This is a genomic window from Cyanobium sp. HWJ4-Hawea (assembly GCF_024345815.1).
In the GTDB taxonomy this organism is placed as follows: domain Bacteria; phylum Cyanobacteriota; class Cyanobacteriia; order PCC-6307; family Cyanobiaceae; genus Cyanobium_A.
Genome location: NZ_JAGQBV010000055.1, coordinates 1 through 13,178 on the forward strand (window position 1 = coordinate 1; position 13,178 = coordinate 13,178).

Sequence of the window (13,178 nt, forward strand, 5' to 3'; positions counted from 1 at the left end):
GCTCCCGCCGCTTCTATCGATGGCAGGGCTTCCACAAATAATTGCCCCGTGAGCTCCGCCAGTTGGGCGGCCAATTCGTGGGCGTTTTGGAGCAGGCCAATCGGGATGGCCCTCTCCAGCAATACCGGCCCGGTGTCGAGCCCGGCCTCCATGGCCATGATCCCAACCCCGGTTTGTTGATCCCCCTCCAGCAGCGACCACTGGATCGGGGCCGCTCCCCGCCAGCGGGGCAACAGCGAGCCATGGCCGTTCCAGCAGCCCAGGGGCGGTTGGGCCAAAACCTCGGGTGGCAAAATCTGGCCAAAGGCCACCACCACAGAGATGGCTGCCCCCAGCTCCGCCAGCTGCCTTTGGCAGTCGAGATCGGTGCGGATGCGCTCTGGGGTGAACACAGGAATGCCCAGGCTGAGGGCCCGGGCCTTTACTGGGGATGCCACCAAATCCTTGCCCCGGCCGCGCCGGCGATCGGGCTGGCTCACCACACCGCAGATGCGGTGACCGGCTGCTGCCAGGGCATCCAGGCTGGCTACGGCATAGGCGGGGGTGCCCCAGAAGAGAACGTCCATGGGCCGCTGCAGGGCTGGCCCTAGGCCTCGCCGGTGATCGAGAGACCCTCAGCCCACACCTGGGGGCAAAGGCCATCGGGGGTCACCTTGGCCGCCCCCTCAAAACCGACCAGGCCCCTCAACAGGGTGCGAATGTCACCGGCGACGGTGGCCGCTTCGATCGAGTGCTTCTCGCCATCCTTGATCAGCCAGCCATCAAAGGGCAGGGAAAAGGAACCCTGGCTCGCCTTGACCCCGGCATGGAGGGCCGAGAGCGAATCGATCACCACCAGGGGAGATTGATGTTGGTTTTGGTTGAGGCCCTGCTGGCCACCACCGCTGCCCGGGGTGGGTCCAATCTCAAACCAATCAGCCCCCACGGACACCTTGGCGCCCATGCCTGCGTGGCCCGTGGGGCTCACCCCAAAGTGGCGGGCCGTGGCCTCGGAGTGGAGGAAGTTGCGAATCACCCCAGCTTCGAGCAGGGCCAAGGCGGCGGTGGGGGTGCCTTCGCCATCAAAGGCCGATGCGCCCACATTGCCCGGGTTGAGGCCGTTGTCCGTGATCGAGAGAAAGGGCACAGCCAACTGCTCACCAACAGATTCTTGGTTGCTCAGGCTCACGCCATCAATAATCGCCCTGGCATTGAACAGGCTGCTGAACGCCCCGATCAAATCCAGGAATGCTTCCGGGCTGAACACACATGTGTAGTGGCCAGTTTCAATTGGCCGGTAGTTGAGGTGGGAGATGGTGCGCTCGGCCGCCTCCTGGATACAGCCCTCGATGTCGAGGCTGCCGGCGCCATAGGCCAGGCGCACTGCCCCAGCACTTCGTGGTTTGCGGCCAGTTTCTTCTGCCCTGGCATAGAGATAGAGGCTGGCCGTTGTCAGTTTTTGCTGGCGGCAGGCCCCATCGCTATTGAGGTAGATCCGCTCACTACTGCGCTGGGCTAGGCCGTTGTAGGGCACCGTGCCAATGGCGGCATGGGAGTCGAGCAACTTGGCTTCTGCTCCTTTGAGGGTCTCGAGCATGGTCAGGATCGAGATCGTTTCCTGAATCGGTTGCTCGAGGGGAGCTAAGGGGGCCGTCGCCAGGGGGGAGAAGGCGGGGATGTCGTCGGGGTTGCCAAAGGCACTGGCATCGCGGGCTCCGGCAAGCGCCTTGGCCAGGCCAGGCTCGGAGAGGTCGGAGGTGCTGGTGATTCCCACCAGGCCATCGCCATTCCAAACCCGCACCGTGATGGCACTGCGCTGGGCCCCCTTCATTTGCTTGGCTTCGCCCCGATCCACCTGCACCGAGGTGTCGGTGCTGCAGGAGGCCCCCAGATCCCAGCGGCTGATCCCATTGCTTTGGGCCAGGGCTTCGAGGCGGCCCCGTAGGGATGGGGCTTGGATTGATTCTGATTCGTTCATGTTTAGCGGCCCCCCACGGTGATCGAATCGACCTTGATGTGGGGTTGGCCCACGGTCACAAAAATGCTGCCGCTCACCGAACCGCAGAAGCCCGCCGCCAGCTCCAGGTCGTTGGCGCACATCGAGATGCGGGGCATCACCTCCTTGGCTTCGCCGATCAAGGTGGCCCCCTTAACGGGTTTGGTCAATTGACCATCTTCAATGAGGTAGCCCTCCTCCACCGCAAAGTTGAATTGGCCCGTCGGTCCGACGCTGCCGCCACCCATTGATTTGCAGTAGAGACCCCGCTCCACCGAAGCGAGCAACTGCTCGGGGCTATGGGGGCCGGCGGCAATGAAGGTGTTGCGCATCCGACTGGCAGCTGCAAAGGAATGGCCCTGGCGTCTGCCGCTGCCGGTGCGGCCATGGCCGGTGCGTAATTCGCCGGCGCGATCACTCAAGAAGCGCTTCAGCACACCATTTTCAATCAGTACGGTGCGCTGGGGTTCCATGCCCTCGTCGTCCATCGAGAGGGAGCCGAAGGAGCCATCGCTGAGGCCCTCATCGATGGCGGTCACGGCTTCATGGGCGATCTGTTCGCCGACCTTGTCGGCAAATGGGGTGGTGCCCCGCTCCACCTGGGTGGTCTCCAGCAGGTGGCCGCAGGCCTCGTGGAAGATCACTCCGCCGAAGCGGTTGGCAAGTACCGCGGGCATTTGGCCCGCTTCCACGTAGTCGGCGTAGAGCATCGATGCGGCGCTTGAGCAGACCTCCTGGGCCGAAGCATCCGCATCCCACTGGCGCAATTCATCCGGACGGCCTGAGCTGCCGTAGCGGCGACCCATGCCGGCCCGGTGGTCACCATCGGCGGCGAGCACATTTAGGCCAAGGGATTGGTGCAGGCGGATGTCACGGGCAAAGGTGCCATCGCTGGCGGCCACCAGCACCTCCTGCCAATCGCGGGCGTAGCTGCCCCGGCGGGCCTGTAGATGGTCGCCGTGTTTTTCAAGGCGGGCCGTGCCCTCAAGCAACTTGGCTGTGGCATCCAGCAGGGGCGGACAACGCTCCAGCCAGTCGGCCTTGCTGAGCCCGAAATCGCGCAGGTCCTGCAGGCCGTCAAAGCCTGAACTGGCATGGCTGCTGCGCAATAGGCCGAGCATGCCAAGGGCCTGGTCTAGGGCGCTGAGCAGGCCAGCTTCCGAGAGGTCGTTGGTGCTGACAAAGCCATCCCGCTCGCCGCGGAATACGCGGATGCCTGCGCCCATGCCAAAGGCCGGACTGACACTGGTGATCGCATCCTGTTCGGCAAGCATGCCGAGGTGGTCGGTGCGTTCCATGAACACCTCCACTAAATCAGCCCCGGCGCCACTACCGGCGGAGAGCAGGCTTTCGAGCCTTAGGCGCCAGCTGGGGTCGAAGCAAGTGGCGGGATTGGTTGTAGACACTACTAATCAGCGAATGGCGGGCTGGAAGCGGTCGCTGCGGATGGGTGCCATCAGGAACAGCTTGGCCATCTCAACACCGTTGGCTGCCCAGAAGGGCAATTTGCGAAGCAACTTGATCGGAGCTGCGGCGCCGGAGGCGTCGGCTGCTGCCAAGGCCTCGTTGTTGTTCACCAGGCGCTCAAGCCGGGTATAGAACTTCGGATGCTCCACATTCAGCACCACAGGAAATACCCGGGCTGAGGTCTCGTTGGTTTTGGCAATAACGAGCTTGTCGTATTCCCGGGCATCTAGACCGAGCGCACCGTAAAAATCCTTGCGGGCCACGTCACGCACGTACATTGTCGCGAAAACTGCCAGCAGGAAGAAGCGGCACCAAAGGCGGGCGCGGAGGCCCCGCACGGTGTCGGGCTGGGCCTTCATCAGGGCATCAAAAAAGTCGCCGTGACGGTTCTCGTCTTGGCACCAGTTTTCGAAGAAGTTGAAGATAGGGAAGATCTTGCTTTCGGGGTGCTGTTCGAGGTGGCGATAGATGGCGATGTAGCGCCAGTAGCCAATTTTCTCAGAGAGATAGGTGGCGTAGAAGATGAACTTTGGCTTAAAGAAGGTGTAGGCCTTGTTGGCGGTAAGAAAGCCGAGGTCGAGCTGGAGCCCGAAATCACCCATCGACTTATTTAGGAAGCCGGCATGGCGCGCCTCATCGCGGGCCATGTGGGCGAAGCATTCAGCCAGCAGGGGGTTTTTGTCCTTGATGCGGCGGCTGAGCTCCTTGTAGAGCAGGAAGCCAGAAAACTCTGAGGTGCAGCTCTGCTCCAAAAACTCGACGAAGACCTGGCGGGTCTGGGGGTCGAGTTGGTCAGCGGCTCCGTCGAATTCTTCGTTGCGCACGAAGTGGTGACGGTTGTAGTCCTTGCGAAATTCCTCGCAGATGGCCTCCAGTTCCACCTCATTGGGCCGCAGATCCATCGCCGCCATGGCGTCGAAATCCGTGGTGTAGAAGCGGGGGGTAAGGATCGTGTCCTTGGCGGGATCCTTGACCGCCGGTCCGTCGGCTAGCTGGGTGGCCCCAGGGGTTACGGCTTCAGCTGTGGCGGAAGGAGGCACCATCGCGCTTTGCGAGTTCAGGCAATGGATCCATGGTAGTGGGAGCGCCTGTATGTGCGGGCCCAGCTAGTTGGGGCCGCCTAGTTGGGGCCCAGCCACTTCTGGCCATTGAGCCTTTGCACCAACCGGGAGACAAGCAGGGCCAAGCTCATTTTTTTCTCGTCGATCAAGAACGACTCCAGCAGGCTGGGTTCGCTTCCAGATTCGGCAATGGCAACGGTTTTGAACGAGTTGATGTTGTCGCTGGTGAAGCAAAGCCAGAAACGGCGCTCGCCGGGGAGGCTGCCCTTCAACATCCAGCAATCGGACCCCACCACTGGCATCGGGCCCTGCTCAAAACTGAGTTCGGCGGCGGGCCCGCCGTAGCTCTGGATTTCTTTTGCCAGGGCCGGCAGCAGTAGCTCGGGCACGAAGGTGGCGAAGGGCTTGTCCTCCGGAGCAGGTGGCTTGACCTTTACGGCAGGACTGGCTGGGGCTGGGCTTGCCGGGGCTGGACTGGCTGAATCGCTCACCTGGTCAGGCCTCGAACATCATCTCTGAATTTTACGCAGGCTTACCAGTCGTCGCTGAGGTTTTGGCCCCAGCTGTCTTCACCACTTTCTGCCCTGGCCGGTGCTGAACCAACAGGGGCTGACGCCGTTGCGGCTTTGGTTGACGCCGTTGCGGCCGCGGTCCCCCTGCGGATCACCCGAAATGGCACGGCGACCGTGGGCGCAGGATCACCCGGAGCCCTGACCGGTCCGGTTGCGATATCTGGCCAGGCTGGGGCTTCCCGAGGGGGGCGAGGCCCGTCTTCAGATCGGCGGATCTGGGCTGGGGCGGTTTGCAGGGCCAGGGCTGAGGCCAGGGCGCTAAGACCGGCTCCGCCGGCCGCCGCCAGGCCCAACCAGATGCCAATTGGCAGGGCCGGTGAGCTCCAGATCAGTAGGCGCAACGACACCAGGGGCCTGGGGTTGATGGCGCCCACCAGCAGCACCACCAATAGGGGTGTGAGCAGGGGGATCAGCAGCAGGCGTTGCAGCAGATACAAGGCGGGGTGGTGGTGCCTAGGGCTAGGGGGCTTGTGTGGTGGAGTCTGGGTGGGCGATGGGACCCTGCCAACGCTTCAGTTCACCCAGGTCGTAACCCAGCACATCAAACACGCGGATTACCAGGAAATCGACCATGTCATCGATTGATTGGGGCTGGTGATACCAGGCTGGTACTGGCGGGGCGATCCGGGCTCCAGCCTCGGCAAGAGCAGTGAGGTTGCGCAGGTGGATCAGGTTCCAGGGGGTTTCCCGGGGGCAGATCACCAGGGGCCTGCCCTCCTTGAGGTGCACATCGGCGGCCCTCTCGAGCAGGTCGAGGGCAACTCCGGAAGCAATCCGACCAACACTCCCCATCGAGGCCGGCAAAATCACCATCCCCTTGGTGCGGAAACTGCCGCTGGCAATGCCGACCGATTGGTCGCTCCAGCGATGACAGTGCAGGGTGCCCGTGGTTGTCCCGGTGCGCTCGCGCCAGAAGGATTCCTGGGCCACGGGATCGCTGGGAACCCTCACCCCCATTTCGGCCTGCCAGACCACCATCGCCCCCTTCGAGGTGACCAGTTCCACGGTTTCTCCAGCCTGGAGCAGCAGCTGCAGGGCACGCTGGGCCAGCGGTTGGGCTGAAGCCCCAGAGATCGCCAGGACGATGGGGTCCGCGCTGGCCATGGGCCTAGGCCTCGCTCAGCACGGCAATCGGAGTGAACTCCTGGTTTTGATCCTGATCTTCGTCTTCGCCCTCGGGCAGCAGGACGGCCAGGTCGATCTGGTGGCGAAGGGCATCAACCTTCTGGATTTCCACCTCCACGGCATCGCCCAGCATGTAGGTGCGGCGGTTTTTACGGCCCACCAGGCGGTTTTGACGCGAGCGGTACTCGTACCAGTCGTCCTTGAGGGAGCTCACATGGACCAGCCCCTCCACCTGGGAAGGGGGCACCTCCACAAAGAAGCCGTAGCTCTGCACGCCGCTGATAACCCCAGGCAGCACTTGGCCCACCAGCGGTTCGGCTTGGCGGGCCTGCACCATTGCCAGTAGGTCGCGGTGCAATTCGGCCATGAAGCGGCGGCGGGTGTTGAGCCGCTGCACCAAGCCCTGTTGGAGAGCGTCCTTAAAGGGCACCAGGGCACTGGGGGCAAGCAGGGGCCAATCAATGGCGCCCAGACAGCCATCGGCTGCCAGGTCGACGGAAGTCTTGTGGCGCACGCTGGGGCGATCCTTGCCTTCAGTAAGCAGCAACACCAGCACGTGTTGGTTCCAAAGGTCCAGGTAGTGGAGGGCAGGGGAGCACCAAGGCGCTAGGGCCGCTTCCTCTCCAGTTAGGCCAGCGAGGGAGTGGGGGCCAGGGGTGTCGCCGATTTCTACGGGCTTTAGGGCCGCCTGCAATTGCTGTTGGAGCCCCCGGCTGCGGTCGGTTTGGCGGAAGGCCTGGGCCAGTTCGCTGGCACTGGCATTTCCTTCCTCGCTTAGCTCCAGGGCTATCTCAAGGGCCAAGGCAGCCTTAGCCACGTCGTTGAGATCGGCGGGGTCCGCGGCGGCGTTGGTGGCAAAAAGGGCCGGCAGTTCCAGTCCGAGCAGGTGCTGGCCAAGGGCCCGCTCCGCCACCAAGACGTATTCGCGCAGCAGGGCCGCTGGGTGGTGCTCAGGCAGTTGCACAAACCAGCCCCTTTGCTGGCTATCTGGGCCGGGAATCGCCAAATCCCCCAGGCTTTCAATGGCGGGCAGGGCCAAGTCCAGGTCGAGGGAGCCCTGGGAGATGCGCCTGTTGCGCAGCAGAGCGGCCAGGGCCACCAGGTTCTCTAGCTGGGGCAGTTGGTCTTTGATGGCCTTGAGGGCTGCCGGCACGGTGCGGGATTTGGGCTTGCGCTCCGCCATGGCATCGAGGGCCGCCAGGTCAACTTGGGCCACGGGCTTGACCAGGCTGCGGCAGAAGCGGTAGTGCTCAAGCTCTCCTTCAGGGCTGAGCTCCAGTGCCACCGATAGGGCCTCTTGCTTCTCACCTGCCTTGAAGGCGGAGGCCTTGGCAAGGGCGCTGGTCAGCAGGGGCAGCCATTGGCGTCCCACGCAGAGGGCTTCTCCCTGGTCACGGAGGAAGAGATCGAGGGGCGTTCCCATGCCCAGCCTTTCTGCCACCGCCGGGCTGTGGACCCAGAGGGTCCAGCCGGCATCGCGGGCCTCCAGATGAACTGCCGCCAGGGAGGGGCACTCCTTGCCCGACCAGGCCTCCAGTAGCAGGGTGGGCTGGGCCGTCAGGTCAGTGCGCTCACTGGCAGCCAGGGTCTTGAGGGTGGCCCGGGGGGCGGCTGGGCGGCCATGGAGGTGATGTTTGGTGAGCAGCAGATCGAGGTCTGCCGCTTCGCCACCATTCACCGGCAGGCTGCGCGAAACATGGCCCAGGGGGGAGAACTGGCCCACCGGGTAACGGTCCAAATGGACCTCCACCACACTTTTTAGTTCGGGGTCCAGGTGCTTTGCGTCAGCCTCTGGCAGCTCAATGCTGGTGAGCAGGTGGTCATCAAGGGGGGTGGCCACCAGGCGGTTTTCCTGCTGACCCACCTGGGCCAGGAGGGAGACGGTGCGGCGCTCAAGAATGCACTGCACGCCCCCCTCAGGGGAACGGCGGCGGCCGCCCTCGCGGGTCACCTTGACCAGCACCCGATCGCCATTCCAGGCGTGGTTGAGCTGGTGATCGCGGATGTAGATGTCTTCGCCGCCGTCTTCACGCAGGGCAAAGCAGAAGCCCTTGCTGGAGCAGCGCAGCCGGGCCGTAACGAAGTCAGGGGCTTCAAGGCGCTTGATGCCGGCTTCACCCTCCTCTATCAGGCCAAGCTTGATCAGGCCATCAAGGCCAATGCGAAGCTGGTTTTTTTCGGCCTTTTGGCTAAGGCCCAGGGCCTTTTCAAGCTTGGTTAGGGAAAGGGCTTCTTCGCTAGGAAGCTGGTCGAGCAGGTCGGCGACCGTGAACTTCATCGGTTTTGACTACTTGGCGGGCGGCGGATCCAGGGGGCGGATCGGGCTGGTGGTCTGGGCTCGGAGCGATGCCCACGGCCACCTGGCCATTGCCATTCATCCTAAGAGCATGGCGGCCCTAGAAAGAAGGCCCTAAGGCTTGATTTCTTCTTGGGTAGTTTCCTCAGCAGTAGAGCGCTGAATTAGGCGGATGCCAATAATCAGGAAGCCCAAGGCGGCGGCCAGCTGAAGGGCGTTGGTGGGGATCACTGCGGAGAGGGAGCCACCGGCGGCAGCCCCCAGCAAGCTTGCGAAGACAAGGGCGGCTGAGCTGCCGGCAAAAACGGCACCAGGACGGCTCGAGGTGCCACTGATCGTGACGATGGCCAGCTGGGTCTTGTCGCCCAATTCCGCCAGGAACACGGTCACAAATGTGGAGGCCAGCAGGGCGATATCCATGGGAATGGGGCTTTGCCTCCGAGGGGGGGTGCGGGTTAGGTGAGGTGGATGCTGAGGTCGGGGGCCAGGGCCACCACGGCCTGGCGGCCGAGCCAGAGGCCCAGGGCCACCATCAGGATTCCGGCCAGGCGCTCGAGTTGCTGGGGCTGCATCACCTTGGCCAGCCAGCGGCCCAGCAGCACCCCCACCAGGCTGGAGCAGATCAGGGCCAGGGAGGCCCCGACAAAGACCACCACAGGCTTGCCCGATTGGGCCGAAAGCAGTAGGGCTGCCAATTGGGTCTTGTCGCCCAACTCCGCCAAAAACACCGTGGTGAAGGTGGTTAAAAAGGCCGCTCCCCAGCTGCCGGCGTTGGTTGAGGTATCGCTGCTCATGGGTGGCGGCGAATTGCCTGCAAAAAACGCTTCATCACCCTGCCACGGCCACCGTATTCACTGCGAATTTGCTGCTTGCAGCAGGCGATTGCCAGGTCATTGCCGTTGCTTGTCTGATCAGGTTCTCCAAACAGGTTCACCAGGTTGCTGACTCGGCAGAAATCGGGCCTTTGCTCGTAGATGCCGCAGCTGCGGGCACCGCTGTTGTAGTGGATGCACCAGCCATCGGCGCCAACCATCGAAAGGTAGAGCTCCCGTTGGCCCGGTTCCAGGGCATCCAGGGCCTCTGGCCGTTGGCTTGGATCCAGGCGGCAACAGGCCCCGCACTGGCTAATGCACTGCCATCTTTCGCTGTAACAAGCCATCACAGGGGGGCTGAGGGCCCGGTGGTACTGCCACTTAGGCCCCTAAGATGGCAAACAGAGCTTTTCTTGGGTATTGCCATGGGCATCGACATTCACCTGATCGCCAACTTTGCATCCCTTGCCCTGATCACATTGGCTGGCCCGGCGGTGATCTTTGTGCTCTTCTTCCGCCGCGGCGCCCTCTGAGCCCGATTTTCTTTTAGCTGTTGCCCCAGATCCCCTGCGGATTGGGGCTTTTTTATGGCTTCTTTTCGGCTAGGGGGCTTCTGCCCAGGCCCCATAGGGCGTGGTAGATGGCCTCTGGTTGCAGTTTTCGGCCCACGCTTGCCCCCACGAAGGCACTGATCAGCAGGCCAAACAACCACTGCTGATCACCCAGCATTCGCAGGGAGAACAGGATTGTTATTAGGGGCAGTTGGGTGGCTCCAGCCAGGGCCCCTGCCATGCCAAGGGCTAGGCCCAACTGGGCATTGCCCCCAAGTAACTCGAAGCTGCCACTGCCAAATACCGAGCCAATGGCAAAGGCCGGATCGATTACGCCCCCGGGGATGCCAGCTGCCAGGGCCAGGATTGGGGCCACGATGCGTGCCGCTAAAAGCAGCAGCCAGCCAAAGATGTCCAGGGGAGAACCCGGCACCGGGATCGGTCCGCTGTCGCTGAGTAGGAGCCCCATTAGGGCCTCCCCGTCACCACCGCTCCTGCCGCCACTGACCACGGCAATCAGGGCCAGGGCAGCGCCGAGAATTAAGCCCCAGCGCAGGGGTTGGCGCAGTACCTGGGGCCGCAACCAAGCTGTGCTCTTTAACAGCAACTTGGCAAAAAGGCCCCCCAAGGCACCGGCCACTAACCCCACCGGCAGGGCAAAAAGTAACTGCAGGACCTCAGGTTCGGGGGTTTGGATGGTGCTGAGGATGAAGATCGGAATCCCGGTGAGGTTGCTGATCAAGGCCGCCACAGCGCATACCAGGGCTGAGGCACAAAGCACCTTGGCCTGGAAGCGGCCGGTGAGTTCCTCAAACACAAACACCGCTCCCATCAGGGGGCTGTTGAATCCCCCCGCCAGGCCAGCCCCAGCGCCAATGGCCAGAAGGGAGCCATCCGGCAATCCAGCCAGAAGCCTCGGGAAGCGCTTGCGTAGGGCCACGGCTACCGCCGCCCCAACCTGCACCACGGGCCCCTCCCGACCCAGGGGCATCAGGGCCAGGCTGGCGGCAGTCCAGAGGCTCAGGCGCTGTATCAGCGGTTTGCTGCCCATTAGCTCGTCGGTGGAGCTGGGGTTCTCCAGGCACTCAATTGTTTGGGGGATCCCCGATCCCGCCCCTCGACGCATCGGGCCGGCCTGGAGCCAGAGCAGGGCTGGCATCACCGCGACCGGTGCGACAGCCATCAGCAGGGTTGGAAGTTCCCAGGACTGGTTGGTGAAGCCCGGCAGGCGATGCAGCATCGCGGCTTGCCAGCCATCCACCAGATTCAGGGGCAGGCAGGCCAGGCCCACAAGGGCCCCCAATGCCAGCAGCTGCAACAGGGTAATTAGGGGCCCTTTGCTAGCTGGACTGTCCGGGCTGGCGGATCCGCCAGGAAAGGCTGGGCTAGGGGGCATTGCTATTTCTTGGAGGTCTAGGCCACCAAACCCAAGGCCATGGCAGCTTCTTGTAGCAGCGAGTTTACGTAGGGGTGGGGCTGATCGCCAGCGGATTCGGGGCTAATTTCCTGGCCGGAGGCATTGCGCACCACCCAGCCTTGCCCCTGGCGACTGCACCAATAGGTGTGAGCCCCCCGCCGTAAAACCAACTCGGGGGTTCCCTCCCAACCGCTGCTGGCCTTCACGCCAGCAAGCTCCAGTTGGAAGCGCTCCTGGCCCTGCCAGTTGTCTAGTCGGAGCCGGAAGGCCACATCCAGGAGCGCCGGCAAATCCGCCTGGCCCTGCCAGCCCCAGCCCATGGCCCGGATGGTGCGCTCACCCTGGGCTAGCTCCAGTTGCAGGTGTCCGCCCCGCAGCAGCCGTTGCGATACCAGGCGGCAGCCGGCGCTCCAAAACAGGGGTTGGGGATGGCCAATGCCAAATGGTTCAAGCCTCTGGAGTTGTCGATAGAAATCCCGATCAATGGCCTCGAAGTCGAGCAGGGCCTCCGGTTCGATGGGCAGGCCAGCGCCGCTCTCCTGCAGCCATAGGCCCGCAAGGCCGTTGAGCTGTTCGTGGAGGGCCGCCACCGATTCCGCCTTCACCGTGAAGCCGCCGGCGGCGGGGTGGCCGCCGAAGCGCTCCAGCAGGGGCGCACAGGCCTGCAGCGCCTTGTCCACGGCGAATCCCCTGGGGGCCCGCACGGAGGCCCTCAAGCGGCCGTTGCCTTCCCCGGCCAGCAGGGCCGCCGGCCGACCGAAGCGTTCGCTCAGGCGGGCGGCAACGATGCCAATTACGCCATGGTGCCAGTGGTTTTGGGCAAGTAGCAGGAAGGGAGTGCGGGCCGGTCCATCGGCTTCGAGCAGGGCCATCGCTTCCGCTTCGATGGCACTGCACAGATCCCGGCGCTGCCGGTTCAGGGCTTCACACTCCCGGGCCAGGGCCATGGCCTGGTTGGGATCTTCGGTGGTGAGTAGCTCCACCACGAGCTGGGGATCGCCCAGGCGCCCCACCGCATTGATCCTTGGGGCGATTTGGAAGCCCACGGCCTGGGCATCAAGTTGTTTTTCCTCCAGGCCTGCCACCTGTTGGAGGGCCTGGAGACCGGCCAGCGGGCTCTGGGCCAGTTGGGGCAGGCCATCCATCAGCCAGCGCCGGTTCACCCCCACCAGGGGCGCCATGTCGGCAATGGTGCCAATGCAATAGAGGTGACTGGCCACCTGGAGGCCGTCCTTGCGTTTGAGGCTTTGGCAAAGGCTGGCGGCCAGCACGTAGGCCAGACCCACCCCTGCCAGGCCCCGATAGGGGGATTTTGCTGGGGTGCACTCCGGATGGAGCAGGGCTAGATGGGGGGGCAGGGGATCGGGCAGGGTGTGGTGGTCGGTGAGGATCACCTCCACCCCAAGGGCCTGGGCCCGCTCCAGGGCCTCCAGGGCGGATACGCCGTTGTCCACCGTTACCAGCAGCCTTATCCCCTCGCCTGCCAGCCGCTCAACCATGGCCGCATTCAGCCCATAGCCCTCCTCCATGCGGCTGGGGATGGCAGCCACAGGCTGGGCGCCCAATCGCTGCAAAACCCCCACCAGCAGGGCGGTGCTGGTCATGCCATCGGCGTCGTAGTCGCCGCAAATGGCCAGCCGTTCGCCGCTGGAGCAGGCCAGTTGCAGCCGTTGGATCGCCACGGCAAGGTCGGGAAAGTGCCGCTTCGCGGCGGGGGCGGCCGGCGGATCCAGCAGTTCGGCAATCGCTTTGGCCTGGCGAAACCCCCTCCGCCAGAGCAGGGCAACTAGGGAATCGGGTAGGGGCTGTCCCTGCAAATTGAGCTCCGCTTCCCAGCCCTCCTGTTGGGGTAGGGCCTCGGGGAGGTGCCAGCGTTGCTCAGCGAGGGCAGGGAGCAACGGG

Annotated in this window: 14 protein-coding genes; 1 reads left to right on the forward strand and 13 read right to left on the reverse strand. The window is 63.8% G+C overall.

Annotation, left to right across the window (positions count from 1 at the left end):
• The 11 genes from KBY58_RS10960 to KBY58_RS11010 all read right to left on the reverse strand — a co-directional run.
• The coding region (locus KBY58_RS10960) for a methionyl-tRNA formyltransferase (protein ID WP_255004365.1) at window positions 1–566 on the reverse strand (566 nt) is incomplete at its 3' end.
• Window positions 567–586: 20 nt separating this feature from the next.
• Complete coding sequence (locus KBY58_RS10965) at window positions 587–1,957, reverse strand: TldD/PmbA family protein (RefSeq protein WP_255004366.1); 1,371 nt, start codon at window positions 1,955–1,957, stop codon at window positions 587–589.
• A gap of 2 nt (window positions 1,958–1,959) precedes the next feature.
• Window positions 1,960–3,381 carry a TldD/PmbA family protein gene (locus KBY58_RS10970; RefSeq protein WP_255004367.1) on the reverse strand — a complete coding sequence of 474 codons (1,422 nt, stop codon included), beginning with the start codon at window positions 3,379–3,381 and terminating at the stop codon, window positions 1,960–1,962.
• Window positions 3,382–3,387: 6 nt separating this feature from the next.
• The gene (acsF, locus tag KBY58_RS10975) at window positions 3,388–4,485 is read right to left on the reverse strand and encodes a magnesium-protoporphyrin IX monomethyl ester (oxidative) cyclase (RefSeq protein ID WP_255004368.1); all 1,098 of its coding nucleotides are present in this window, start codon (window positions 4,483–4,485) and stop codon (window positions 3,388–3,390) included.
• 77 nt (window positions 4,486–4,562) lie between these two features.
• Window positions 4,563–4,994 carry a DUF2996 domain-containing protein gene (locus KBY58_RS10980; protein ID WP_255004369.1) on the reverse strand — a complete coding sequence of 144 codons (432 nt, stop codon included), beginning with the start codon at window positions 4,992–4,994 and terminating at the stop codon, window positions 4,563–4,565.
• Window positions 4,995–5,035: 41 nt separating this feature from the next.
• On the reverse strand, window positions 5,036–5,512 hold the full coding sequence (locus KBY58_RS10985; protein WP_255004370.1) for a hypothetical protein: 477 nt from the start codon (window positions 5,510–5,512) through the stop codon (window positions 5,036–5,038).
• A 22-nt stretch (window positions 5,513–5,534) separates the two neighbouring features.
• Window positions 5,535–6,179 carry a flavin prenyltransferase UbiX gene (locus KBY58_RS10990; protein ID WP_254933150.1) on the reverse strand — a complete coding sequence of 215 codons (645 nt, stop codon included), beginning with the start codon at window positions 6,177–6,179 and terminating at the stop codon, window positions 5,535–5,537.
• Window positions 6,180–6,183: 4 nt separating this feature from the next.
• Window positions 6,184–8,478, reverse strand: a complete 2,295-nt coding sequence (locus KBY58_RS10995; protein WP_255004371.1) for an RNB domain-containing ribonuclease — start codon at window positions 8,476–8,478, stop codon at window positions 6,184–6,186.
• 132 nt (window positions 8,479–8,610) lie between these two features.
• Window positions 8,611–8,916 (reverse strand): TMEM165/GDT1 family protein, encoded by a 306-nt coding sequence (locus KBY58_RS11000; protein ID WP_254933152.1) that lies wholly within the window; start codon window positions 8,914–8,916, stop codon window positions 8,611–8,613.
• 35 nt (window positions 8,917–8,951) lie between these two features.
• A complete protein-coding gene (locus tag KBY58_RS11005; protein ID WP_254933153.1) occupies window positions 8,952–9,290 on the reverse strand; it encodes a TMEM165/GDT1 family protein in 339 nt (112 codons plus the stop codon).
• Complete coding sequence (locus KBY58_RS11010; RefSeq protein ID WP_255004373.1) at window positions 9,287–9,655, reverse strand: YkgJ family cysteine cluster protein; 369 nt, start codon at window positions 9,653–9,655, stop codon at window positions 9,287–9,289. Before KBY58_RS11010 ends, KBY58_RS11005 begins: the two co-directional genes overlap by 4 nt.
• Window positions 9,656–9,733: 78 nt before the next feature.
• Between KBY58_RS11010 and psb30 the strand changes: the two genes are divergently transcribed.
• Window positions 9,734–9,841 carry a photosystem II reaction center protein Ycf12/Psb30 gene (gene psb30 / locus KBY58_RS11015; protein ID WP_254933155.1) on the forward strand — a complete coding sequence of 36 codons (108 nt, stop codon included), beginning with the start codon at window positions 9,734–9,736 and terminating at the stop codon, window positions 9,839–9,841.
• Between the two features lie 52 nt (window positions 9,842–9,893).
• Here the strand turns inward: psb30 and KBY58_RS11020 are convergent, their stop codons facing one another.
• Together KBY58_RS11020 and recJ are read right to left on the reverse strand one after the other, a co-directional pair.
• A complete protein-coding gene (locus KBY58_RS11020; protein WP_255004374.1) occupies window positions 9,894–11,255 on the reverse strand; it encodes a chloride channel protein in 1,362 nt (453 codons plus the stop codon).
• A 17-nt stretch (window positions 11,256–11,272) separates the two neighbouring features.
• Window positions 11,273–13,174 carry a single-stranded-DNA-specific exonuclease RecJ gene (gene recJ, locus KBY58_RS11025; RefSeq protein ID WP_409995752.1) on the reverse strand — a complete coding sequence of 634 codons (1,902 nt, stop codon included), beginning with the start codon at window positions 13,172–13,174 and terminating at the stop codon, window positions 11,273–11,275.
• Window positions 13,175–13,178 lie beyond the last annotated feature (4 nt).